Source organism: Calditrichota bacterium (assembly GCA_020637445.1).
Taxonomy (GTDB): domain Bacteria; phylum Electryoneota; class RPQS01; order RPQS01; family RPQS01; genus JABWCQ01.
The window spans coordinates 172,571-198,540 of record JACJVZ010000001.1 but is presented as its reverse complement, the minus strand read 5'-3'; the positions used below and the strand labels follow the sequence as shown (position 1 = coordinate 198,540).

The following is a 25,970-nucleotide window of genomic DNA, read 5'->3' as shown; positions in this document are numbered from 1 at the left end:
GATGGGCTGAAAAGCAACAAAGCCCCCGGTGTGTTCCGGGGGCATTCCATGCAACAAGGCCATGTTATTCCACCCCTTACCCCGTCAGGGGAGCAAGGAGGGTATTATCTTTAAGGTAAACTGTTGTTTAAACTGTACCCAGCCAGAAAAGCGAGGCTAAATAGTTTCATCGGACAGTATCGCTCTATTTTGGCTGCTTGACTTGCTCAAGTTTGCCCGGATTGACTGTCTCGCTGCGGGGTCCTATTGCGTCGCGAATCACTCCGGCAAGCTCCATAGTCACCACAGGCTTCATGACGAAGTGCTTGATTCCATAGGACGCGCAGTTTGTTTCCGTTATCTTTTCGCTAAACCCACTGAATGCGATTACCGGAAGACTGGGACGCTCTGCGTGAATGGACAGAATCAATTTTGTGCCAGAGATTTTGGGCATGTTGAGGTCCGTAATCAACAAATCAAAATCGTCGGGACCGGCCAAAAACCTGTCGAGCGCTTCCTGACTGTTGGTGAATGTCGTTACCCGGTAGCCAAGCCTGTCTAAGATCCTTGTCGTCATCTCGGCAATCTGTTTTTCATCATCAACGAGGAGTATTCTCTCCGTTCCCGAAAGTTGGACAGGCTCATTTGAATTGGAGTGCTTCTCGCCTTTGAAGAGTTGCGGCAGATACACCTGAAACGTAGTGCCTTGACCCAATTCACTGTACAGAGCGATGTGACCGGAGTGTTCCGCTACGATTCCATGAGCAATGGAAAGCCCCAGCCCGGTGCCCTTTCCCGCTTCTTTGGTCGTGAAGAACGGTTCAAACACTTTTTCTTGAAGCTCTTTGCTCATTCCGCAGCCTGTATCACTTACCGTCAACCGGAGATACGGTCCCGCTTTCAAGCTGGGATACAGTTCGGCCATGCTGCTGTCAACAAGCACCTGTGATAAGCCAATAGATAACTCTCCACCCTTCTCTTCCATGGCATGGAACGCATTCGTGCAGAGATTCATCACCAACTGGTGAATTTGGGTCGCGTCGGCCAGGACGAGAGCGGACTGGCGATCAATTTGATCCGTAATCTCGATCTCCGCAGGAAGGGTCGATCGCAATAATTTGACGGCCTCGCGGACGACGAGTTGGATTTCCGTCGGTTCTTTGGAACTCTCGTTCTGCCTGCTAAAAAGGAGAATCTGCTTGACAAGGTCTCTCGCTCGAAGAGCGGCCGTGACAATCTGCTCGATGTTTTCCTTGGAACCCTCTCGCACGCCCCAATCCGCAATGGCCATTTCTGCATAGCCAAGAATCGGAGTTAAGATGTTGTTGAAGTCATGTGCGATTCCTCCAGCCAGCGTGCCGATTGTCTCCATTTTTTGCGCGTGACGCAAATGCTGTTCGAGCTTCCTTTGCTCTGTAACATCCTGAATCAGCGACGAAGCGCCGACGAAGTTGTTATCAACGTCGAACATCGGACGCGAATGAACGAGGATGTGTCGTGTGTTTCCGTTTGCAGTCCTAATTTCAATCTCGTACATCCCAACCCGACCCTGAGACCTTTCGCGCGTCTGCTTGAGCACCATTCTTTGAGAAGTATCGGGCAGGAAGTCCAATAGCGACCGCCCTATTAGGTCCGACGGAGTGGTCTCGAATATTCTTGCCATGGCCATGTTGCAAAACGTAAATACTTCATTGGAATTTACGCTTCCCAATCCTTCTTGTAGATTGTCGACGAGTTCGCGATAGCGTTGTTCGCTGTCCGCGACAATCTGTTCCGCCTTTTCACGCTCCACGATTTCCAGCCGAAGTGCGGCATTTGCTCGTTCAAGTTGTTCCGCTTGTTCTCTGATTTCCGAGGTTTGTCTTCTTACCTCATCGACGAGGTGCTCTTTGTACTGCCTGTTTTCGCGAACGAGTCGTGCGCGATCGAGTGCCTTGAGAATAATATGCTCAAGAGCACCCATGTCCTCGATCGGCTTAAGCACGTAATCCCAAGCGCCGAGGCGCACGGCTTCAACGGCGTCGCCAATGACTCCGGTTCCGGAAACTATGATGATCGGCATTTCCGGTTTGTTTTGAGATACAAACCGAACGACCTCGAGACCGTCGACGTTCGGCATACGCAAGTCGCATAGCACAAGATCGGGATTTTCCGACTTGATCAGCTCTATCCCCTTTTGGCCGTCGCAGGCTTCAATCACATCGAAGTCACTGTCCTCGAGGTAGGCTCTCAGCGAATTGCGAACCGCGCGTTCGTCGTCTATAGTCAGGATTTTCTTTTGTAAGTCGCTCATTTTCTGAATCGGTTTCACTGTATTTGTTTCCGTCGTGCGACTCCTACGCGTCTGCAAACGGCAAGGAGATAACAAACTTCGCGCCCTGGCCGGGACTTGATTCAACTTCAATTGTACCGTGATGGTTGTCGACAATGATAAAATAGGATACCGACAATCCCAACCCCGTTCCCGTCCCGACCTCTTTCGTCGTGAAGAACGGCTCGAATATCCGTCTTCTCACCGTTTCATCCATTCCCGGACCATTGTCTTCGATCTCAACGCGGACAGCATCCTTCGCCATGCGAGTGCGAAGCGTGATTTGCGGAAACGTTCCTTGATGGAAATCTGCCAACGCATGAGCCGCGTTCTTCAAAAGATTCAAGAACACTTGTTCCAACTTCGTCGCAATACAAGGCACGGGCGGCACATCGTTGGAGTATTCCCTGACTATGCGTATTCCGCGGAAGTCGTATTTCTTCTTCAGATCATAGTCGTTTGTCGCAAGCTGCACAGCCGTATCAAGCAAGTCTTCCAATCGAAATGTTGACCGGTCCACCTCGGATTTGCGGCTGAAGTTCAACATATTCGTGACAATCGACGATGCCCGTTTTCCGGCGTCGTTTATGTCGTCCAGAAAATCAAATATACCACGCTCCTGCATATAGTCCGCTACCGTTTCCAAACTGACGTTGATGCGGGCCGCCGCCTCATGGTTCTTTTTCAGATCTCCAGAAAGACGCCGCTTGATATTCTGTGCGCCTTGCAGAATAATGCCGAGCGGATTATTGATCTCGTGAGCCATGCCGGCCGCCAATCCGCCGACGGACATCATTTTCTCCGTCTGAGTCATCAACTCTTCCATGCGGGCTCGTTCCGTAACGTCATCCACTCGAATTACCGCGCCGACGACCGTATCCGTCCTGAGCGGGTAGATGATGATATCCCGCATGCGGTCCTGTTCTTCGTCAAACTCATTGACTCGTTCGCGCTTCTGAACTTCATTCGTTTTCATGGCGGCGCGAATAGCACTAATGGTATCCGAATGGAACGGAAACACATCTTCCGCAGAACAATGCAGAGCATCGTGCCGGCTGACCTTTGTCAGTTGCTCGGCCTCGAGATTCCATTGGGTCACCCGCAAATCCTCGTCCACTGCAATCAATATCGAAGGCATGGAGTCGATCACATTTTGGAGGAACCTCCGCATTTGTGCTGCTTCCAATTCCGCCTTCTGCCTCTCAGTCAATTCAAGCTGCAACTCGATTGCGCGTTCCCGCAACGCGGTTTGTGCGCCACGGAGGTCCTGATCTCTGCGCTGGATTTCCGAGAGCATGTTGTTGAAAGACAAAATCAAAGCGCCAACTTCGTCTTCCCCGGCCTTTTCCGCGCGCACTGAGTAGTCGCGGTCTTCCGTAACATTTCGCGCCGTTTCGGCGAGAGACAGGATCGGCTTTGAAATAAACTCTTGAAATTTCGCTGCCAACAACGTCGCGGTAGCAAGCGCGAGAAACGATAGAATAACCGCGATGGCATTGTACTGCCTTTGCCGCTCAAACAACAATGTTAGATTCGACTGCAGCAGTATCCATCCAATTTCTTGACCGTTCATGCGAACGGTGCGGACTACTGTCAGGTACTTGTCGGAAAAATAGGACCCGGACCTTCTCAGCAGCGGCGCTTCTACTTTTGGATTCTTTTGATAGACCGCGAACAAATCGCCGTCCGCGTTCCACAATGCCGCTTGTTCGATTTGAGATTCGGCCGCGAGGGACGTCAAAGTTCTTTCCGCGTCTTCCGAATCCATGAATGACAAAGAGGCGACGCAATTGTCCCCTACGACATCCGCGAGAATCGTTAGCCGAACGGCCAGTTGATCTTTGGCTACGCGGTTGTCATAGACCATGAACGTCGCGTAAGTGATTGTCACGGCGACCAGCGTAACGGACACGATCAGCAGCGTAATCTTGTGCCGAATGGAAAGATCGGTGAACCGCGCATGCAGATTTGCCATGAACGACTTCATCACCCGAGTAACTTTCACTGCTCTTTGCCCCCAATCTCACGTCCAAGTTTTAACACTCTTGGATCGATTCTGAGGTTCGAGGACTCGATAGCGTCAAGATTAGTATGAAATCTGATTCTGTTGTCTTCATTGAAGAAGCAGATCATCACACCGTTTTCGCATGCGCCGGACTCGTCAGCAATTGTCAGAATTGCGTTGCCTTTGACATGATTGACGATAGAGGCGATATAATCTGAACGCGACTCGCTGATGAACAGCAGATGACACTGAGGCAATGTAGCAAGTGACTTTGCGTGCACAATTTCGACCATTCGCCCGTCTGCCGTTGGTTTCGACTCTACGAAATCCAGCGCGCCGTGAAATGGATCTTCTCCCAATACAGCTATGACGAGAGGAGAATCTTCTGACTTGAAGGCGCTGTCTGGCCACGTCGTGAAATTCGCAAAGTTGTAGAGGAAGGCGGCCTTGATCTGGTATTCGGACGGCTTTTCAGCGGCGCCTGCAGAAACGACAAGAGCCAGAAACGCCAGCAAGTATGCGACGCATCCGGCAACACCCGAAGTTCGGCCATGATGTGGCCTTGTATCTGAGACTTCTATCATTTTGGCTAACCCGAGAGGCGGTTCAGTTCTTGATTAGAAGCTCCAGCTTGTTCCGACATAAACTGTCCGTTCGACTTCCGACGGCAACGACTGAAATGCGATGGACATATCAAATTCTTTGTGGTACCTTTCGAACAGGTTTTGACCAACAACGAATACGTTGAGACCGCGCACAGGAGAATACGCAATCCTCGCGTCGGCGGTAACATATTCGCCGATTGCTGAATTCGCCAGCTTGCCTACATAGCGAATGTCACCGTCAATCGTAACATCATGCCGCAGGTCGACTGAGTTTCTCAGCACCGCTTGATGTTTTGGGTAGATGTGTTCGGTTCCGATTGGTCCCAATGTAGCGTCGTCAGATGACTTTTCAAGGAGATACGAATACCCACCAACAATTCTCCACGCGCTGTGGAGACGCACTTCCGACAGTATCTCACATCCGTAGCTTTCGTTCTTTAGACCATTGCCCACAACCACGGGAACATACACATAAGGAATTGGCTCCATTAGCCTCATCTCCGGCGTTCCATAGGTTGCGGTTCTCAAGTCGGTGTACTCGTTGTAGAAGAAATCAGTTGTTAGGTTTAGGTTTGAAGCAAGGTGTGACTTCCAGCCCAACTCATAGGCCGTAAGATGCTCAGACTCAAACGACGAGCTGCCGCTAAATCCGGCAAGCAGAGGTAATGGCGAAGGATTTTGCTCGCTCATCGGAGGCATAGACAGAAGATCAACACGCCCGGCCCTTTCACCGCGCGACGGTGTCCGAGCCGCTCTTGAAACTGCAGCCCACAGAGAATGGTTGTCACTCGGCGTCCAAATTCCGCGGACATTCGGCTGGATTTCCCAGTGAGTATATGTATTGTGCTCGAATTTCGAACCTACGATCAGTCTCAGATGATTCGGAACAACGGTGACTTCATCTTGGGCGAAAGCGTTGAAGAGATCGTAGCTGTACTTCTCGGGCGACATGAATACAGGCATTTCATCTCTGCTGTTTCGATAGCCAAGGCCCCAGATGATCTCATTTCTCGACACTGGCTGCCAGCGATGCTTGAGTTCTACGTCGAACGTGTTTCGGTGTTCCGTATAGAAGAACGCTTCGCCGTCAACATAGTCATAGTAGGATTGGACACTGAAATCGGAACGCGGTCCAAAATCGTGCGAGTACTTTGCGACGGCGTAGCCCGTTCTGAATTGGCCTTCGGATTCGCCGTATTCAAGGTATGGCGGAGTAATGAGAGCGTGGTACACGGCCTGACGGTTTTTTGAGTCGAACCAGTCGGCGTCGAATTGCAGTTGATCCTTGGTGCTGATTTCGTGATCGACACGCAACCCGAAACGGACGTCTTTCCAATAGTCGTCTTTCGCGTTGTAAGTCGCTTCGGCTTCCTGCGTTCTGTCGAAACCACTGCCGTAAGCACGGTAAGATGTGCGCGATCCCAATTTTCCGCCGTATCGAGCCGTCGTTGAGTATTTCTCGCCTATTCCGGCACCCGCTTGAACATAAGCACCCTGCGTGTCACGGGAATCTTTGGTGATGATGTTAATGACACCGTTGACGGCATTGGCGCCCCAAAGGGTTGCACCCGGTCCGCGAATGACCTCGATTCTCGCGATGTCTTGCAGCGGAATGCAGAGTTGATCCCAATAGACTCCCGAGAATGAGGGAGAGTATACGCTTCGTCCATCGACCATAACAAGGAGCTTGCTCGCATACTGCCCATTGAATCCGCGCGCCGAAATCGCCCAGTCGCTGATGTCAATTCGCGCCACTTGCAGACCGGGAACGAGCCTCAGTACCTCCGGAATGGATGTGAAGCCAGATCGTTGTATGTCCTCGGAAGTCAAGACGAAAACGGCAGCCGCCGCTGACGAGAGTTTCTCGGATTTTTTGGACACGGATGTGACCTCAATGTCCATGAGCTCTTCGAGGGATAGATTGGCAAGATCGATTGTGCCGGCTTGCTCACAGTATGCGGGAGAAGCCAGAGCGAACAAGATAAGCGAGAGGATAATCGCCGTTCCGGCGATTGACGGGCGGGCCCAACTGATTTTCAAGTCTCTCGAGACCGCGGAGATTGGGGATGCAAGATTTTTCATCCCAAGAAGTCTTCGTTTCATACTCGGACTTACCTAAGCATTTTGATTTATTTGCTTTTCAATAATTCTTGATAATTTGCGTTCTAGCCAGCAGGCAAGAGCTACCCCCCTTAAGTTGTTGCAAACGCTAAAAGTGGCTTAGCGAGATAAATTTTCGCGGAGTTTCGTGAATATTTCCGCTTATGGAAAAAACCTTACAGACTTGCATACAAAGCTCATGCCTTTTCACGTTATTTATAATTAGATTCTTAGTGTTTTTTCGTGACCCAAATTGCTGATATTTAGTAGATCGTTCAATAGCATACAAAAAGGGTCTGCCGTGTGAGGTAGACCCTGATTCTTGGAAGTTAACGACTCAGGCCGATAAACTGGGCTTAAGATTCGACTACTGGATCGAGGACCTATAGGCGATACCCAAAACCGAATGAGAATATATTGGTATTTCGGTTTGAGCCGCGCGCAGCTTCGGCATCTACGGAACTGTAAATGTGCCGGCCTAAGTTAAGGCTGACCAACAGACGAAGCCAGTTTTGGTTGATATCTTCATTCGAAGACGACAAAGTATAGCTGTTTGCTCCGACTTGAATGGAGGCATTGAGTTCGGGAACGATGTTTCTCGAGAGTGACAAGGAAGGTTGGATGCCGTCACTATAGGCGCTCGAATACGTTCTCACTTGCGCGCGCGCATGCACGCCACTGTTCAAGATGTCGGCAAGGCGAACATTCAACCACCCAGTTTGGGTGTCTTTCGTGTCGCCGGAAACCGTGCGCAATCCCGCACCGATTTCTGTTGAAATTGCGCGAGTTGCCCGCACTTCCATGCTGCCCCGCCAACCTTGCCTAAGTGCGTCATCGAACAAACTATCGGGTATCGAGCGCGACGTGTAGGTGTAAAAACTCCTCCGGTTGTCGTAGCTGATTGAAAAGGCAAGCGCCCGGTTCGGCGCGTAGCGGCTGTTCAGAAGCACGCTGGCCAAGTCGAGAGTCTTGTTTTCTTTTTCCTTCAGCCAATCTCGATAGAGATTAATTTCCGTGCTTTCAAAGATTCGGAAACGCGAGTCGTGGCTATAACTGATTTGTTGATAAATGAACTCGCGGTCGATATCACCTTGTTCATAGGTTCCCGCGAAAGACAGCGTGGCGGCGATTCTGTCGCCTGCGCCGCGCGGGCTTTCATAAGACGTAAAGACTCCGCCTTTGGTGACATCTGTCTGGAAATCGGTGTTTTCAAGATCGGGTTCGGTTCCCGCAAACGCTCCGGCGGACACGCGTGAACCAAGTTTGTACTTAGCATAGCCGCCGTCGATATACCCGATTCCACGGAGGTCGCGTGCGATCATCCGGCCCACTCCAAGTTCAAACGGGGACGCAGGATTCTCGTAGCGCAGCGCCGCTTCATACACTCGGTGACTTGTTTGAGACGAGGCTGAAGAAGTCGCGCGATCGCGAATCGTCTTGCGCAAACGCATTTTGAGCGCGGCGGAGATGTGCGAACTTTGAATATCCAGCATTCGCGCGCGGACGCTAAGCGACGGCTGCGAATAGTCGTAATTAAATGCCTCGCGATCGTCTTGCACGAGATAGTCTACACCTATTCTGCCCGTCAAACGATTTGTATTGCGTTCGGCCGTCCTGCGAGTGCGCGCAGTCGGCTGCTCTTCTACCGTCTCGATTGATTCTTCCGGCTCTTCGGAAGCCGTTTTTGTGATTTCGCCTGTCCCACGAACAAGCACGTTGTCACCTACGGACAATCCGGACGTTCCTTCCGGCAACTCACAGGAGGCTGAATTGTCTGCAACGAAGGTCACCGTCAACTGGGCGATGATCCGGTCGCCGCTGGAAATTTCGACGCTGTCGCCCACGGCGATTCCGGCCGTTCGTCCGGCATCGAGATAGACGGCATTCGCAGAAACGTATTTCACGGACGTGCGGACATCCATCGCGTATGACACCGCGGCGAACATCAAACAAAAGACTATGACGACGAAATTTTTCACGGTTTGTCGCCGCCATCTCGGATGATGCTGTTCAGGGGTGTGTCACCGCCGGGGGTGATAATGTCCGCCCGCCCGTTTGGATGGCATACATAGCACGAAGTCGGAGAATATACGTATCCGTTTACACCGTGGTGATGACCGTTAACTTCGGTTTGACTTGAGTGTTCATGACATTCGATGCAGCTAAAGCCATCATAGACACTTTGGTATACGTGGCACTCGTTGCAAAGATTCCATTCGTTTCTGTGCCGTCCCGTGTAAATCGGGAAGTGCTGCGTATCGTGGTTGAAAGACGAATTCCAATTGGACGTTGTATGACAGTTTTCGCAATTCTGCGGGTAGCCGTCGTTGTGATCCGGTGAGGCACCGTTGTAGTCGGATTCGTGACAGAAGAAGCAGTCTGTCGGCGTGCCCGAATATTGGCCGCCAACGTGGCACTCCGTGCAGGCTGTGTTAACGTGCGCTCCGGTCAACGGAAATCCGGTTGCATCGTGGTTGTAGTCGGCGTCTTCCCATGCGGTTGTACTGTGGCACACTTCGCAGGTTTGCGGAATTCCAACATCGGCGTGATCCGGATTTGTTGTGCCATTGTAGTCCGCGAGATGGCAGTCTTCGCATTGCGACGGCAAGCCATTGTAGACGCCGCTCGAATGGCATTGCAAACAAGCGAGAGAAACATGCGCTCCGGTTAATGGGAAATCGGTCGTCGAGTGATCGAACGTCGCATCCCAGTTGGATGTGCTGTGACACTCTAAGCAGTTGGTCGGGAAGCCACTGTGATCCGGCTCGGCACCGTCACGGTCGGCTTGATGGCAGGTGATACACTCGGACGATTGATTGCTGAACGGACCGCCGGTGTGGCACTCGATGCACTCGCGGCCGATGTGCGCTCCCGTCAGCGGGAAGCCTGTCGTACTGTGATCAAATGAAGCGTTCCAGTTGTTCGTCGAGTGGCAGCTATTGCAGTCGGTTGTAAATCCTGCGTCGCCGTGATCGGGGTTACTTGTTCCGTTGAAGTTCGCAAGGTGGCAGTCTTCGCATTGCGACGGCAATCCATTGTAGATGCCGCTTGAATGACACTGCAAACAAGCCAGAGAAACATGTGCTCCGGTTAATGGGAAATCGGTCGTCGAGTGATCGAACGTCGCATCCCAATTGGATGTGCTGTGACACTCTAAGCAGTTGGTCGGGAAGCCACTGTGATCCGGCTCGGCACCGTCACGGTCGGCTTGATGGCAGATGATGCACTCGGACGATTGATTGCTGAACGGACCGCCGGTGTGGCACTCTATGCACTCGCGGCCGATATGCGCTCCCGTCAGCGGGAAGCCTGTCGTACTGTGATCGAACGATGCGTTCCAGTTGTTCGTCGAGTGGCAGCTATTGCAGTCGGTTGTAAATCCTGCGTCGCCGTGATCGGGGTTACTTGTTCCGTTGAAGTTCGCAAGGTGGCAGTCTTCGCATTGCGACGGCAAGCCATTGTAGACGCCGCTCGAATGGCATTGCAGACATGCGAGCGAGACGTGTGCTCCGGTCAACGGGAAGTCGGTCGTCGAGTGATCGAACGTCGCATCCCAATTGGATGTGCTGTGACACTCTAAGCAGTTGGTCGGGAAGCCACTGTGATCCGGCTCGGCGTTGTCGCGGTCGGCTTGATGGCAGGTGATACACTCGGACGATTGATTGCTGAACGGACCGCCGGTGTGGCACTCGATGCACTCGCGGCCGATGTGCGCTCCCGTCAGCGGGAAGCCTGTCGTGCTGTGATCAAATGAAGCGTTCCAGTTGTTCGTCGAGTGGCAGCTATTGCAGTCGGTTGTAAATCCTGCGTCGCCGTGATCGGGGTTACTTGTTCCGTTGAAGTTCGCAAGGTGGCAGTCTTCGCATGCAGTCGACAATCCGTTGTAAACGCCGCTTGAATGGCATTGCAGACATGCGAGCGAGACGTGTGCTCCGGTCAACGGGAAGTTCGTCGTCGAGTGGTCGAACGTCGCATCCCAGTTGGATGTGCTGTGACACTCTAAGCAGTTGGTCGGGAAGCCGGAGTGATCGGGTTCAGCGTTGTCGCGGTCGGCTTGATGGCAGATGATACACTCGGACGATTGATTGCTGAACGGACCGCCGGTGTGGCACTCGATGCACTCCCGACCGATATGCGCTCCCGTCAGCGGGAAGCCTGTCGTACTGTGATCAAATGAAGCGTTCCAGTTGTTCGTCGAGTGGCAGCTATTGCAGTCGGTTGTAAATCCTGCGTCGCCGTGATCGGGGTTCGACGTGCCATTGTAGTCCGCGAGATGGCAGTCTTCGCATGCCGTCGACAATCCGTTATAGATGCCGCTCGAATGACATTGCAAACAAGCGAGAGAAACATGTGCTCCGGTTAATGGGAAATCGGTCGTCGAGTGATCGAACGTCGCATCCCAGTTGGATGTGCTGTGACACTCTAAGCAGTTGGTCGGGAAGCCACTGTGATCCGGCTCGGCACCGTCACGGTCGGCTTGATGGCAGATGATGCACTCGGACGATTGATTGCTGAACGGACCGCCGGTGTGGCACTCGATGCACTCGCGGCCGATGTGCGCTCCCGTCAGCGGGAAGCCTGTCGTACTGTGATCAAATGAAGCGTTCCAGTTGTTCGTCGAGTGGCAGCTAATGCAATCAGTCGCAAAACCTGCGTCGCCGTGATCGGGGTTCGACGTGCCGTTGAAATCGGCAAGGTGGCAGTCTTCGCATGCCGTCGACAATCCGTTATAGACGCCGCTCGAATGACATTGCAAACAAGCCAGAGAAACATGTGCTCCGGTTAATGGGAAATCAGAGAGATTGTGGTCGAAAGTAGCACCGTCCCACGACACAGTGCTGTGGCATTCTAAACAGGCCGTCGGATAACCGCCCGTTACGTGATTCGGATTGGCCGTCCCATTGTAGTCACTTTGGTGACATGCAATACATTCGTCGGAAGTCTGATTGTACGGTCCGCTCACGTGACACTGAGCACAAGTCGTTTGAACATGCGCGCCCGTCAGCGGGAAGCCAGTTGAGTTGTGATCGAAACTCGCATTCCAATTGTTTGTCGTGTGACATTGTTGACAGGACTGCTCGAAACCCGCCATTTCGTGATCCGGGTCGTTTGTCGCCTGGAAATCTCCGAGGTGGCACGAAGCGCACTGTGTCGACAAGCCGGAGTATTGCCCGCCAACATGGCACTCGAGGCATGCGGTTGCGACGTGCGCGCCCGTCAGCGGGAAGCTTGTCAGATTGTGATCGAACGAGGCTCCGGACCAAGAACTCGTCGAGTGGCAACTGTTGCACTCTTGACTGAATGTCGGCAACGAGTGAACCGGATTGTCTGCATTGTTGTAGTCTTCAATGTGACAGGCAACACATTCGTCCGGAGTTCCGGTATAGCCCGAAGAATGGCATTGCTGACAATTTGCAGACAAATGCGCGCCGGTCAACTGGAATTGCGATAGTGTATGGTCGTAAGCTGCAGGTGCCCAGTCCGCCGTTGTATGACATTGTTCGCAGCTTTGCGAAAATCCACTGCCTACATGGTCAGGATCATCAACGTGTTGGTAGTCTGAAAGGTGACAAGCAACACACTGCGACGCCAAGCCTTCGTACTGTCCGCCAACGTGGCACTGCAGACACGGAGTTCCAATATGTGAACCCGTCAAGGGGAATCCAGTAAGATTGTGATCAAACTCTGCGTCATGCCAATTGACCGTATTGTGACAGACTTCGCAATTCGTGCCGAATCCCGCTTGCGCGTGCGCGGGACTGTCGGTGCCGTTGTAGTCGGATTCATGACAAGCGAGACACGCCGATTCGGTACCTGCGAAAACTCCTCCGGAGTGGCACTGCGCGCAATTCGCGTTTATGTGCGCACCGGTTAACGGGAATTCGGTCAAGTTGTGATCGAAGCTCGCGCCAGCCCACGAATTCGTGTTGTGGCACTCGGCACAAGTCGTCGGATATTGTCCGGCGTGCGGCGGGTCATCGGCGTTGTCATAGTCTTCTTCGTGGCATGCCAAACACTCATTCGAGGTTTCTTCGTAGGTTGCCTGCGTATGGCATTGCGAGCAAGATGGCCCGATGTGCGCACCCGTCAACGGGAAACCTGTGGTTGAATGGTCAAACTCCGTCTGCCAATCGACGGTATTGTGGCAGTCAACGCAATTCGTTCCGAAGTACGCCGCACTGTGATTCGGATTGACCGTTTGTTGGTAGTCAGACAAGTGGCACGACGCGCAAGCGATTGCCAGTCCGTCAAACACACCGCCGGAGTGGCAGCTCACGCAATTTGCTCCGATGTGCGCACCCGTCAGGGGGAAATCACTCAAACTGTGGTCGAAAACGGCATCCGTCCATTCGGTCGCAATGTGACACATCTCGCAGTTGGTCGGATAACCGGACGATGCGTGATTAGGATTGCTTGCATTGTCGTAGTCTGCCGAGTGGCAACTGACACATTCAGACGTCGCATTCTCATATGGACCTGACGTGTGGCACTGAATACAAGACGGTTCGAGGTGGGCGCCAACCAAGACAAATCCGGTTTGACTGTGGTCAAATACCGCGCCACTCCACTCCGACGTACCGTGACACTCTGCGCAATTCTGCGAGAACCCTGCATCACTGTGGTTCGGGTTTGTCGTCGAGGTGAAATCTTCTTCGTGACAAGCGATACACTCTTGCGGAGTTCCGGTGTAAGCTCCGTCAACGTGACACTCGAGACAAGCTACCGCGAGATGCGCACCAGTGAGCGGGAACTCGCTGAGGTCGTGATCAAAAGTCGCTTCACTCCAAACCGTCGTATTGTGGCATTGTCCGCAGGCTTGCGAGAAGTTGCTGCCGACGTGATCCGGATTTTCAACGCTGTTAAAATCGGCCAAATGGCAGTCCACGCAATTGTCCGGCGTACCCGTAAATCCTTGCGTGTGACATTGGGCGCACTCGATGCTGACATGCGCACCGGTCAATTGGAACGTTGCGAGTGTGTGATCAAACGTGGCGTCTTCCCACTGTGTCGCCGTGTGGCATTCGGCACAATCCTGTTGGAAGGTCGTTGAGGTGTGATCAGGATCCTCAGCCGCAGCCAGATCCTCTTGGTGGCAGTCGGCGCAGAAAGTTGACGTTTCACTATATGGAGAAGTCGTGTGGCAAGAAATACACGCCGGGCCAACGTGTGCGCCAATCAGCGGAAATGCCGTTTGCGAATGATCAAACACTCCGTCATCCCACGAATTGAAGCCATGGCAGTCGGTACATGAAGCCGCAAATCCGGCCGCTTCATGATCGGGATCTTCTGAATTGTCGAAGTCTTCTTGATGACAGGAACTGCATTCCATCGGAAGCGGCTCATAGTCACCGTTGACATGGCAGGCAAGGCACTCTAACGTCGCGTGTGCTCCGAGCAGCGGGAAGTGTGTGTGATCGTGAGTGAAGCGGTCGTCTTCCCAGCCATTGGTGTTGTGACATTCCGTGCAGTCGTGCGGATAGTTTTGTGAAACGTGCCGCTCTGCGTCGTTATAATCTTCCTGATGGCATGACCAGCAATCTGTCGGTGTACCTTCAAATTGACCGTTGACGTGGCATTCGGCGCAACCTTGCTGAACGTGCCTGCCGGTCAACGGGAACGCAGTATTGTTGTGATTGAATTCACTGTCACCCCAATTCGACGTATTGTGACACATCTCGCAGTTATGCGGGTAACTGTCTTGGAGATGGTCCTCTGCGTCATTGTAATCCGCTTCGTGACAAGACCAGCAATCCGTCGGTGTGCCTTCAAAGACTCCACCGACGTGACACTCCAGGCAGTTCGTTTGGATATGCGCACCGGTCAGCGGGAATTGTGTGTCGCTGTGATTGAAAGTAGTTTCATCCCAATTCGACGTGCTATGGCACATCTCACAATTTTGCGGATACTGCTGCTCGACGTGGTTGTCGGCATCGTTGTAGTCCGCTTGATGGCATGACCAACAATCCGTCGGTGTGCCTTCAAACACTCCGCCGACGTGACACTCCAAACAGTTCGTTTGAACGTGCGCGCCAGTCAAGGGGAACTGCGTGTCATTGTGATTGAAAGTCGCATCGTCCCAAGCTGACGTGTTGTGGCACATCTCGCAATTATGCGGATACTGCTGCTCGACGTGATTGTCGGCATCGTTGTAGTCTGCTTCGTGACATGACCAGCAATCCGTCGGCGTGCCGGTGTAACCGTTGGCGTGACATTCGAGACAATTTGTTTGAACGTGCGCACCCGTCAGCGGGAAATCCGTGTTGTTGTGGTCAAACGTCGCCTCGCCCCATTCGGAAGTACTGTGACAGAGTGCGCAATCATGCGGGAAACTCTGCTCCACGTGATTCGGATCCTCAGCACCTTCGAAGTCTGCTTGGTGACACGTGAAGCACTCCGTGGACGTTCCTTCAAAGACTCCGCCTACGTGGCACTCTAAGCAGTTTGTCTGAATATGTGCACCCGTCAGCGGGAATTGCGTTTCGTCGTGATTAAAATTCGCATCGTCCCACGCAGATGTATTGTGACACATTTCGCAATTGTGCGGATACTGCTGCTCGGCGTGGTTGTCCGCGCCATTGTAATCCGCTTCGTGGCAAGACCAGCAATCGGTGGGCGTGCCAGTGTAACCATTTGCGTGACACTCGAGACAGTTCGTTTGAACGTGTGCACCGGTTAGCGGGAAGTTGGTTGCATCGTGATCAAACGACGTCTCTGTCCAATTAGCGGTCGAATGGCAAACGGTGCAGTTTTGCGGATATTGCTGCTCGACATGATTCGGGTCTGCGACTGCCACGTAATCCTGTTCGTGACAGGACCAGCAATCCGTCGGGGTCCCTTGAAAAACTCCGCCAGCGTGACAGTCTATGCAATTTGTCTGAACGTGCGCTCCGGTGAGCGGAAACGCAGTGGCGTCATGATCGAAACTCGCTTGCTGCCAATCCGTCGTGTTGTGGCACTGCGCGCAGTCTTGCGGATAGCCTTGCTCAAGGTGATTTTCTGTTTCGTTGTACTGCTGTTCGTGGCAAGACCAGCAATCAACCGGAGTGCCCGTAAAACCTGCGGAGTGACATTCGAGGCAGTTGACTTCAACGTGTCTGCCCGTCAATGGAAATGCTGTTTGGTCGTGAACATCAAAAGTTGCATTTGCCCACTCTGACGTAGTGTGACACACTTCGCAAGTCGAAGGGAAGAGATCGGGCGAGTGCACGGGGTCGGACGCGTTTTGATAATCCTCTTCGTGGCATTCCACACACGCGGTTGGCGTTCCGGTGTATTGCCCGCCAACGTGACATTGTTGGCAATCCAGTGCGACGTGCGCGCCGGTCAACGGGAAGGCCGTTTCATCGTGCCGCGCGAATGTCGCAGGCGCCCAAGAGTCTGTAGTATGGCATTCCTGGCAGGTCGTCGGGAATGCTTCGCCTTCATGCCGCGGATTTTCAGTCGCGTTATAGTCTGCGCGGTGGCACTCGACGCATTCGGACGACGTTGACGTGAATCCGCTCGAGTGGCAAGCGCGGCAATCGTTGACCGCATGTCCTCCCGTCAGAGGAAAGGTCTGTGTATGTTCAAAAACCGGCTCTTTCCACTCCGCCTTAGTTACGGCGTGACACTGCTGACAGTTGAGAGGGAATCCGGCTTGCTGGTGGTTCGGATCGGTCGTCGCTTCATATTGCTCAAAATGGCATCCGCTGCAGTTTATCGGCAAATTGACATATTGGCCGTTGGCGTGGCAGGCCTGGCAGTCCAAATCACGGTGCAAGCCGACCAACGGAAAGCGCGTCGCTTCGTGCATCTGTTCGAAAGCACCGCGGTCAATCCACTCTTTAGGTGTGTGACACTTTGAACAGTCATTGTCAAACTGTCCGCGATGCACGTCTGTGTGACAATCAAGACACTGCACTCCGGCATTGGCGAATTCTAAAGACGAATGACATTCAATACAGCCGACGCTTTTGTGCTGGCCGACAAGCGGGTATTTCGTCTGAGCATCGTGGTCGAACGAACTCTCTTGGCGCAGCTCTTTCCAACCCGTAGTCGTATGACAAACTTGACAATCAATAGACAATTGCCCGTGAGGGCTTTGTTGGGCAAATGCCCACTGAGCTATCAGGAGTGCCAAAAGCCCGCAGAGCATGATGTATCTGCGGGGTTTCCGGATGATGCTATGAGTTGCGGGTATCATCTATTAATACGCGTATCCCCGGCATGGCAATTCGCACACGCCGAACTAACAGGCTTATATCGAATAAAGGCTGCGCCATCTGCTCCCGTCTCAGAAAGATGGCAAAGAGTACAGGCGACATTGGCATGCGCGCCGTCGAGCGCCCAGCTTGCGTCGCGGTTGTGATCAAAGAGAAGCTGCTTCCAATCGACCGGCGAGTGACATTTCTTGCACGACGTCGAGTCCTGCTTTTCGCGCGTAAACTGCCCTTCGTGTGGGTCGGCGTGACACAGGCCGCACTCTTGTGCAAGCGGAGACATGCGCATCAACTCCAAATCCGTTCCGGGATTCTCTATGATATGGCAACCCATGCACTCAGTGGATTCGTGTTTGCCAATCAGCGGAAATCTGGTCTTGCTGTGATCGAAGGACACTTTGTGCCACGTTTCGGTGTTGTGACAAAACTCGCAGCCGCTTTCATCAACGAACTTGCTAAGCTGACCGCGATGCACGTCCTCGTGGCAACTCTTGCAAGTTTGATCCGCGAAGTCAAACTGCGCGTACTTGTTGCCTTTGTCGTCGACCGTTTGCGCGTGACAGGCAAAACATGGTACAGCCAGATGACTTCCCGTAAGGGGATATTTGCTTTGTTCGTGGTCGGCGATTGAAAAGTTCGCGGGAAGGAACCCTTCAACAGAATGACAATTCTCGCAGGCATTACCGCCCTTGCGGTCGGCGAATTGTCCGCGGTGCGTATCTTGATGACAGTTCGTGCACGCAGCGTGCGCAACCGGATCAGTTGTCTTGCCGGACTTGTGGCATTTTGCGCATGCGACGTTGACGTGTTTTCCGAGCAGCGGGTAGTCGGTCTTGCTGTGATCGAAGTTGAGATCCGCAACCTGACTAAATCCTGAAGTGTTATGACAACTGGCACAATCCGAGCCAAAGCGGTTTTCGTGGACGTCACGATGGCAAGGCGTGCAATTGGAATACTCTAACCCATTGAACTTGGTGAAGATCCCCGTGTTGTCACGTTTGACGATCTTGCCTGCAGGGTAGGTCTCAGGAACCATCTCGCCCGCGTGGCATTTTGCACACTCCAAGTCAACATGCTTGCCTGTCAGGGGGTACTTTGTGCTGTCGTGCGAGAAACCTTGAGCGGGCTTCCACGCGTCCTGCGAGTGACATTGCGCGCAATTTGTCCCCAACTGTCCGCGGTGCTCGTCGACGTGACAGTCGAGACACTCCTTGCCCAGGCCCAAGTACGTAGTCTTGAGCGACAGGTTTTTGCTTTCGAGCACGTCTTGCGCGACGATCAGCTCCTGCGCGTGGCACTGGCGGCACCCGGCGCGCGAATGTGCACCTACCAATTCCCAGCCGGTACTCGAGTGCTGAAAATTGTCCTTGCCGTCTTTCCAATGAACCAATTCGAAGTCGCGGCCAATATGCTCGGGATGGCATTTCGCACAGGTGCTGGTCTTAACTTCCGTCGAGCTATGAAAACCCGTTCCCGCCTTAACTCGGTTCTCAATTGCAGTATGACAGGTTAAGCATAGTGCTTCGCTGACGTCCTTGCGCAGTTCATGGCATTGCGTACAATTGTTTAGCCCTTCGAGATTCGCATGGTACTTGGACAAGTCGCCGGGCGAAAGCTGCGCGACGGCCTGAGAGCTCAAGAGCAAGAGACAAAACCACAATACGCTAACTTGCACGTGACTCACGGATGCCCGTCCGGCTTATTCAGTTTGGGAAGTGATGCTTTGGCAAAAACCGCGAGCGTGTCTTGCGGGTGCGATTCAATCAACTTCTGCCAAGCCTCGCGCGCCGACGTAAAGTCTCCGGAGTTTGCCTCAATCGCGCCCAAGTTGTAGAGCGCGCCGGGATGTGTGGGGTCTTTTTCCAGCATTAACCTAAGCTGTGAGACTGCGCTGTCTTTCATCATCAACGCTGAATACGCGCGGCTCATGTCCAATCTGACGTGCCAGCCGGTTTGCGACGTGTCGCTTTCGAGAAAGTTGTTGTAAAACTCGATCGCTTTTTTATATTGGCCGTCTTCAAAATAGAGATTTGCGAGTTCAAGGGCGATGGGACCGTGGCCGGTGTGGTGTTCCCACATATCTTCCATCGCTTCAAGCGGAGTCTTGTCGCTGCTTTCAGTCTGCGATTGTAATTTTTCGAAAGTCGGTTTGCCTTCTTCCTGCGGAGCGAAGTACGTCCAGAGTAAAAGCGCGGGAACGGCGAGCAAGGCGATCATGAACACGATGAGCGCAGGTTTACGTTTGGCGGGCGTCTTGGGCGAACCACTCACTGGCTATGCTTCTCCGTGTTTTCTTTCAAATGCGATTCCGATGGACTTCAAAAACTCTGTCGGCAATTCGCCGCCGATCAAGACAAACACTTGATCGTTTTCCAAGGTTATTTCCGTGCCTGATTGATTCAACTTGACGTCCTTGGGAGTGATCTCCGTCACATTGGAGTTCAAAATCAAGTTCACTCGCCCCGCTTCAACAGCGGAGTCCAACCGGGTGCGATTACCTTCCTTAATTCTGAAAATCTTGTCTCCGCGGTATGAAAGATAGACCTTGTTTTCCGGTTGACCGCTCAAGGCGACGGCCGCTTCGACAGCGCTGTCTCCGCCGCCGACGACCAAAATCTTCTTGTGGTGGTATTTTTCGGGTTCGAGAAGTCGATAAGCGACCTTCTCGCTCTTTTCGCCGGGACAGCCTATCTTCCTCGGTGTTCCCCGGCGACCGATGGCCAAGAGTACTTTGCGAGCCTCGTATTGTGCTTTGCTGGTCGTGACTTTGTAGTGCTTGTCAAGCTGCTCGATCGCGCTTACCTTCTCGCCACTCCTGATGTCGAGTTCGTGCTGCTTGACAACTGACGTGAGCAGTTCGAGCAGTGGTTCCTTCTCGATTTCGCGAGCTTTGACTTTTCCGTGAAGCGGCAACTCCATTGGCTGAGTCATGACCAGCTTCTGACGAGGATACGTGTATATCGTTCCGCCCAAGTCTTCCTGATCAACCGTAACAAATCGAAGCCCTTCTTTTTTCGCCTGAAGTGAGGCCGAAATGCCCGCTGGTCCCGCGCCGACGATTAGGAGGTCGTACATTTCACCCGCTTTGTCGGACGCAACTTGCTTAGTCAAGGATTCAACGGCTTGCTTTCCTTGCTCAACCGCGTTACGTATCAACCCCATGCCCCCCAATTCACCGGCGATGAAGATGCCCGGTACATTGGTCTCGAAGTTTCCTTTTACATGCGGGATATCGACGCCGCGTTTTTCGGTTCCAAATACGAGAGTAATAGCATCGACCGGGCAAGCAGCCTGACATTGGCCATGACCGATGCAGCGCGCCGGATTCACGAGCGCCGCCTTACTGTCGATGATCTGCAATATGCCCTTTTCCGGGCATGCCTTCGTGCATGAACCGGAACCGATACAAAGATTCGGATCAATCACGGGATGCAATGAAACCGGTTGATCCAGCCCTGCCTCGAGTGACTTGGCCAGTGTCGTCGCCGCACGAGCGCTGCTCCGTTTCGCATTCCAAACATAGTACACCGGAAATCCGACAACGAGAATGCCCGTAACCACGTAGATCAGGGTTTCAAGACTCATGTCTTAAAATATCCAAGTATATCCGAGTGCAACCGCCACTCCGACGTGGACGATCATGATGATGATCATGATCACGGCGAACGGCTTGTGAAACACGTGCCAATGGTGCAATAGTTTCTGAGCGGTGTTCAGGAAACGCACTCGGCGGCCAAGTTTGGCCCGCTTGCGCGCAAGTTTCATTAGTGTTCTCATCGTGTGACCGGAGGCTCCGAGCCCGCTTAGTCTGGACCGCAAGTTGTGGTAACGAAACGGCTCACCTAAATCCCGCTTGAACCAACTCCATAAGCCGGCCTTTTCAGCGGAAGTCTCTTCCGACTCAAAGAACTCCTCGACGATCTGATACAGTTTGCTGTCCCCCATCACCTCTTCTTTGATTTGCTCCTGAAGATCTTCTTCAAGTTCGCGAATCTGCGCCGCGGACAGCTCGTCGCCTGAAAGGCTGCGCGGAATTTGCACGTAGAGATAGCGGCCGAGCACCCCGCTGACGGCAACGGCAATCATCGACCAGAATGAAACTGCGACGATTCCGCCGAGTTTGAACGTCGTGTGAAAAATCACCAGCACGGGACCCGTAATTCCCATCCAGATGTGATAGTTCAGCCAGTATCTGATATTCCCCCAATTGTGCATCCGCGTCCAGCGTTTGCGCAGCGAATAAAGCAAAAGAATCATCATCAAGGCACTGCCTACTATGCCGGCTCCGTGTCCGATGAATCCGCTTGGCTTCCAGTCTTGATGCAGTTCGTGATGCGGTCGTTCTTGCTTGTCCTGCGCGTAGTAGCCCCAACCTGAAAAAGACAAATAAACCGTGACCAGTACAGTCGCGGTGTAGAGCAAAATGAGGGAGAAGCGGTGGAAGCTCATTCAAATACGATAAAGCAATTGATATAGAAAGTTAGCGAATCCTTTAGAATACATGCAAGCGTGCGAATCAACAAAAACAAAAATAATGCCGCGAAATTGAGTATATTGCATTGGAAAATCAGATTGTTTTTATCAACTTATAAAGTCAAGATTCTCTGTTGCGAAGAGTAAACAGCCGACGGTTCCGCGCGGTTCAAACCGCAACGACATAGATTCGAAATGGGATTTTGCAAATGTAGTTTTAACCCAATTGAAGTCATGTTTTAAAAGGACAGCGTGAATTAGTGGGATTAGAGTTCGACATTTAGCTGAGATCAGGACAGTGATTTCGCACACTCCCGACTTGCCAATAGCAAATGGCGAGTGCTGGCAATTGAAACCTATACCATTCGGTGTCCGTCAGTCTCGGCTCAGTCAATCTCAGAATCACTTGTAATATGTTGTTTATTTTATAATTAAAAATTCATGTTTGAATTTTACAGCAGTGCTTGCTTCCTCGCTCAATGCTTGGGGTCACTTTAGGTTGCGCCCGAAACACGGTGCTTTCTTAAAACTGATGAGTTGAATAAAGTGAGTCACTGCATCTGAACTTTAGGTACGGTTCTCGGCAAGACTGCGCTCCAACTCGCCAGAAGTCTGTGGTACGCGCCTCTCTGTAATGTCAAAGCATATCCTCTTGAGTTCCATGTTGCCTCCAGACTCCTCGTGTATGGCAAGTGCGCTCTGCATGATTTCAGCACCGCGACCATTCTGCCTGCAGTCTCCAAGTTTTGCCATGCTATGAATCTTGACTGCAAAGAATCTGCTTGTGCATTTTTTCGCAAAGGCTTCACTGCTGTTCACAAGCGTGCAAACTTGACTATTATGTTTCAAGATCGCTAACTTGCAACATTCCCGAATGATGTCAAATATCTGTACTAACTCTATATTCACAGACTACACGCCATGAAGGAGGTAATACCTATGGACAACGCACAGGGCTTTATGGAATGGCTTAGCAACCAAGTGTTGTATTGGTCGCCGAAATTTCTGACTGCAATTGTAGTTCTTGTCATCGGATTCTGGGTTGTCGGACTTGTTTCGAGATCGGTTAACAAGATCATGAAGAAACGTGGGGTTGACGAGAGTCTTCAAGGATTCTTGAAAGGATTGATTTCAATCACGCTGAAAACTCTTGTACTGATTTCAGTCGCCGGCATGGTTGGAATTCAAACGACTTCGTTCGTCGCGTTGATCGGTGCCGCGGGGCTTGCTGTGGGGTTGGCACTTCAGGGCAGTCTCGCGAATTTCGCCGGCGGCGTGCTGATTCTGATTTTCAAACCTTACAAGGTTGGCGACTGGATCGACGCGCAGGGTCATGCCGGAACCGTGCACTCGATTCAAATTTTCAATACGGTGCTCAAATCGCCGGACAACAAGACAATCATCATTCCCAACGGCCCGATGGCAGGCGGCAGCATCGTCAATTACTCGACTGAGGATTTGCGGCGCGTGGACATGATTTTTGGCTGCGGATATGACGACGACCTGCAAAAAGTTGAATCACTTTTGCAGTCGATGGTCGATGCCGACTCGCGTATCTTGAAGGAACCGGTTCCGGCGGTTTTGCTTTCCGAACTCGCGGACAGCTCCGTGAATTTTACACTGCGTCTTTGGTGCAAAAAAGAAGACTACTGGGACATTTACTGGCACTTCCACCGCAACATTAAGCCCGAGTTTGACAAGAACGGCATTTCCATCCCCTACCCGCAGCGAGACGTGCATATGCATCAGGCAAGCTAAGCCGTCCTGCAAATAAAAATTCAAGAGGGTTTACCAATATGGTAAACCCTCTTTTTGTAAATGGATCTTGCAAAATTAGTCCAATGAAACGTTCACATCAAGCGACTAATAGAACTCTTCCCCACTCCACTCAATGCCTTCGCGGCAACCGCGATTCAGTTCCGCGCGGGTGCGGTCGTGCTATGCGGATTGGTTTGACTTGAGGAGGTTGAAGTGACTTGCGGGACATTTCCATTCGCGAGGATGCTCCCTGTTGCGAGGATGACGAATACTATCAATATAAGCAATGATCCGACGTGCTTGCGAACATGATTGCTGTTGTTCATAACGCAGCTATTCCTTCGCGCTGTCTGGTCACGTTTGACACTCCAAATCCGAGCAGTGATGCAAGAGCTATTGAGGCAAGGTCCGTCAAATCAAAACGGCCGGGGATCATATGAAGACCTTGAGCAAGCTCCGACAAAACGGCAGCCACCGGAACGCTCCAAAACCACACATGCCGGGCAAAGATCCGCGCGCCATCCCAGATAACGTCGATTGCAATCATGTATGCCAGTACCCAAAGAGCATAGGGCATTGAGTAGATCGCCCATATCGGCAATTGCACATTAACGTCGTGAATCCACATGCGCGCCGCCTCAATCTGCGAGTTCAGTCCAATCGAATCAGCCCAACGAAACATGAGCAACGATTTGGAACGAAAAAGCAGATACAAAAACGAGCCTGTCGCCAAACAAGTTATCGAGATGAACGATCTAATAGCTTTCCATCGAGCCATAAGAGATTTTCTCCATTCAAGTGACATGATTGAGTGCAATATACGGATTCTATTTGCACGGGTCAAACTTCGTGCGAACTTACGCGTGCCGCGGTGACTGCTAAGCTAAGGGCCGTGCAGCGGGCTTTGAAGCGGTGATAATTTCTACAGGTAGAAGATCTGCCCGGTACTCGCGTACAACGTCAACGAATCCCACTTGTTCCAGAGTTTCCTTAAGATGGATCGGTCTGCATCCACCGGCAAGCGTGGGACTGATTCGATAAAGGTAGTCGTAGATGCTTTGCCGTTGCTTGCGCTTGCTAAGATTTACTAGTACTACCCTGCCGCCGACATTCAATACTCGAAACAACTCGGCGGCGACTTTGGCGCGGCCCGCGGAAGGCATGAGGTCGATCACATAACTGCTGAACGCAACATCGAAATAGTCGCTTTCGTAAGGCAGGGACCGCGCGTCGGCATTTCTTAGATCGAAATTCGTGAGGCCGTTCTTGACCAGAAGATTACTTGTCTTTTTCAGCATTTCCGGCGAGACGTCGATGCCGTGTACAATCGTTTTTGTACCGATCAGTCGCATGAATTGGAGAAAAGATGAACCCACACCGACGCCGATTTCGAGCAGCTTTTCATCTGGCTGCACGCGAGCCAGTGCTACGCCTTCCTTGCGCCGCCTTCCCTGCAACAACTCGATTATGAAAAACCACTTGCTCCATGAATCGTAGATCCGCACGACCTGTTGGTCCGTGAGCTCACGACCCCGATATTCATCTTGTTTTGAAGGACGCATGGTTTGCCGACTTCCCTTCTATTTGCAATTGCGACGCAGCCTACTGAGCTTTCTTGCTTTGAACATATCGAGTGATTGCATCTTCGAACAAAAAATCACCGTCCACCAAGTATTGGTTGTCCATAGCCGGAAGTGTCAACTTAGAATGGTACTATGACCATGAAACGCGCAAGCACCTTGAACGGGTTCCAACTACTTCGTCTTTATGTTTTCGCAGAACTTACAAACTTCGGGAGAGAACCCTACTTCATTTCTCATGCGCAGCCCAATCTCCGGGCTGCCAATGTCGCAGCTTTTCATTAAGGAATCTTTGACAGGTCATTTGATGCGCTGATCCACACTTTGCCAACAGAACACTGCCTTCACAGAAAATCAAAAGGGTTTACCATCTCTGGTAAACCCTTCATCTTTAGCGGGGCCGACGGGACTCGAACCCGCGACCTCCGGCGTGACAGGCCAGCGTTCTAACCAACTGAACTACGACCCCGGCTAAAATCCTAACTATGTTCTTTCTCGTGGGCGATGACGGATTCGAACCGCCGACATCCTGCGTGTAAAGCAGGCGCTCTGGACCAGCTGAGCTAATCGCCCCTGGCCGCCGGGCTTTCTGTCGGTGACTTCTCCCGAGCCAAAATACCCCACGGTATAACGATACAATACGCAATCACAAGGATGATTGGGGACAGCGTCAAGCTCATGAATCCGTCATGCGGCGGCTGCTTCATGAAGAAATAACCCACAATCAGCATCGCTACGCCCAACCCCAACAGCAAGTAGTTCTTACGCGTAAACGGAACAGAGAACCGCGGTGTTTGGGGTTCCCGGCTTTTGCCTGCAGCCTTCTCAGTCTGCGAAGCCTGTGTTTTCCGCTGTGCGATAATGATCTCCTTGCGATTTCCGAACCCGAAAAATAACCATTTCCGCCATATCAGTCAAGGGCTTAGCCCGTTCACAGTCACCACTTCAAAAGAACTACTC

13 protein-coding genes and 2 tRNA genes are annotated in these 25,970 nt (G+C 52.1%); 1 reads left to right on the top strand and 14 read right to left on the bottom strand.

The annotated features are described in order from the left end of the window. Positions 1-184: 184 nt before the first annotated feature. From H6507_00745 to H6507_00700, 10 genes are all read right to left on the bottom strand, one after another. On the bottom strand, positions 185-2,272 hold the full coding sequence (locus tag H6507_00745; protein ID MCB9367627.1) for a response regulator: 2,088 nt from the start codon (positions 2,270-2,272) through the stop codon (positions 185-187). 43 nt (positions 2,273-2,315) lie between these two features. Further along, a complete protein-coding gene (locus H6507_00740; GenBank protein MCB9367626.1) occupies positions 2,316-4,295 on the bottom strand; it encodes a HAMP domain-containing protein in 1,980 nt (659 codons plus the stop codon). Continuing rightward, on the bottom strand, positions 4,292-4,879 hold the full coding sequence (locus tag H6507_00735) for a YfiR family protein (GenBank protein MCB9367625.1): 588 nt from the start codon (positions 4,877-4,879) through the stop codon (positions 4,292-4,294). The genes H6507_00740 and H6507_00735 overlap by 4 nt, the downstream gene beginning before the upstream one ends. A gap of 33 nt (positions 4,880-4,912) precedes the next feature. Beyond that, positions 4,913-6,940: a TonB-dependent receptor gene (locus tag H6507_00730; GenBank protein ID MCB9367624.1), complete on the bottom strand. Its 2,028-nt coding sequence runs from the start codon at positions 6,938-6,940 to the stop codon at positions 4,913-4,915. Between the two features lie 443 nt (positions 6,941-7,383). Then, the gene (locus H6507_00725; protein MCB9367623.1) at positions 7,384-8,979 is read right to left on the bottom strand and encodes a hypothetical protein; all 1,596 of its coding nucleotides are present in this window, start codon (positions 8,977-8,979) and stop codon (positions 7,384-7,386) included. Continuing rightward, on the bottom strand, positions 8,976-17,066 hold the full coding sequence (locus tag H6507_00720) for a hypothetical protein (protein ID MCB9367622.1): 8,091 nt from the start codon (positions 17,064-17,066) through the stop codon (positions 8,976-8,978). Before H6507_00720 ends, H6507_00725 begins: the two co-directional genes overlap by 4 nt. Before the next feature lie 113 nt (positions 17,067-17,179). After that, complete coding sequence (locus H6507_00715; protein ID MCB9367621.1) at positions 17,180-18,883, bottom strand: cytochrome C; 1,704 nt, start codon at positions 18,881-18,883, stop codon at positions 17,180-17,182. After that, positions 18,880-19,470: a tetratricopeptide repeat protein gene (locus H6507_00710; GenBank protein ID MCB9367620.1), complete on the bottom strand. Its 591-nt coding sequence runs from the start codon at positions 19,468-19,470 to the stop codon at positions 18,880-18,882. The genes H6507_00715 and H6507_00710 overlap by 4 nt, the downstream gene beginning before the upstream one ends. A gap of 3 nt (positions 19,471-19,473) precedes the next feature. Continuing rightward, positions 19,474-20,784 (bottom strand): NAD(P)-binding domain-containing protein, encoded by a 1,311-nt coding sequence (locus tag H6507_00705; GenBank protein MCB9367619.1) that lies wholly within the window; start codon positions 20,782-20,784, stop codon positions 19,474-19,476. A gap of 3 nt (positions 20,785-20,787) precedes the next feature. Then, on the bottom strand, positions 20,788-21,648 hold the full coding sequence (locus tag H6507_00700) for a hypothetical protein (protein ID MCB9367618.1): 861 nt from the start codon (positions 21,646-21,648) through the stop codon (positions 20,788-20,790). 963 nt (positions 21,649-22,611) lie between these two features. Here H6507_00700 and H6507_00695 point away from each other — a divergent pair. After that, positions 22,612-23,430 (top strand): mechanosensitive ion channel, encoded by an 819-nt coding sequence (locus H6507_00695; GenBank protein MCB9367617.1) that lies wholly within the window; start codon positions 22,612-22,614, stop codon positions 23,428-23,430. A 322-nt stretch (positions 23,431-23,752) separates the two neighbouring features. Here the strand turns inward: H6507_00695 and H6507_00690 are convergent, their stop codons facing one another. The 4 genes from H6507_00690 to H6507_00675 form a co-directional block, all read right to left on the bottom strand. Continuing rightward, entirely contained in the window at positions 23,753-24,208 is a 456-nt protein-coding gene (locus H6507_00690) for a hypothetical protein (protein MCB9367616.1), read from the bottom strand. A gap of 100 nt (positions 24,209-24,308) precedes the next feature. After that, positions 24,309-24,992 carry a class I SAM-dependent methyltransferase gene (locus H6507_00685; GenBank protein ID MCB9367615.1) on the bottom strand — a complete coding sequence of 228 codons (684 nt, stop codon included), beginning with the start codon at positions 24,990-24,992 and terminating at the stop codon, positions 24,309-24,311. 413 nt (positions 24,993-25,405) lie between these two features. Continuing rightward, a tRNA-Asp gene (locus tag H6507_00680) sits at positions 25,406-25,479 on the bottom strand. Positions 25,480-25,508: 29 nt separating this feature from the next. Beyond that, positions 25,509-25,583 (bottom strand) — tRNA-Val (locus H6507_00675). Between the last annotated feature and the right edge of the window lie 387 nt (positions 25,584-25,970).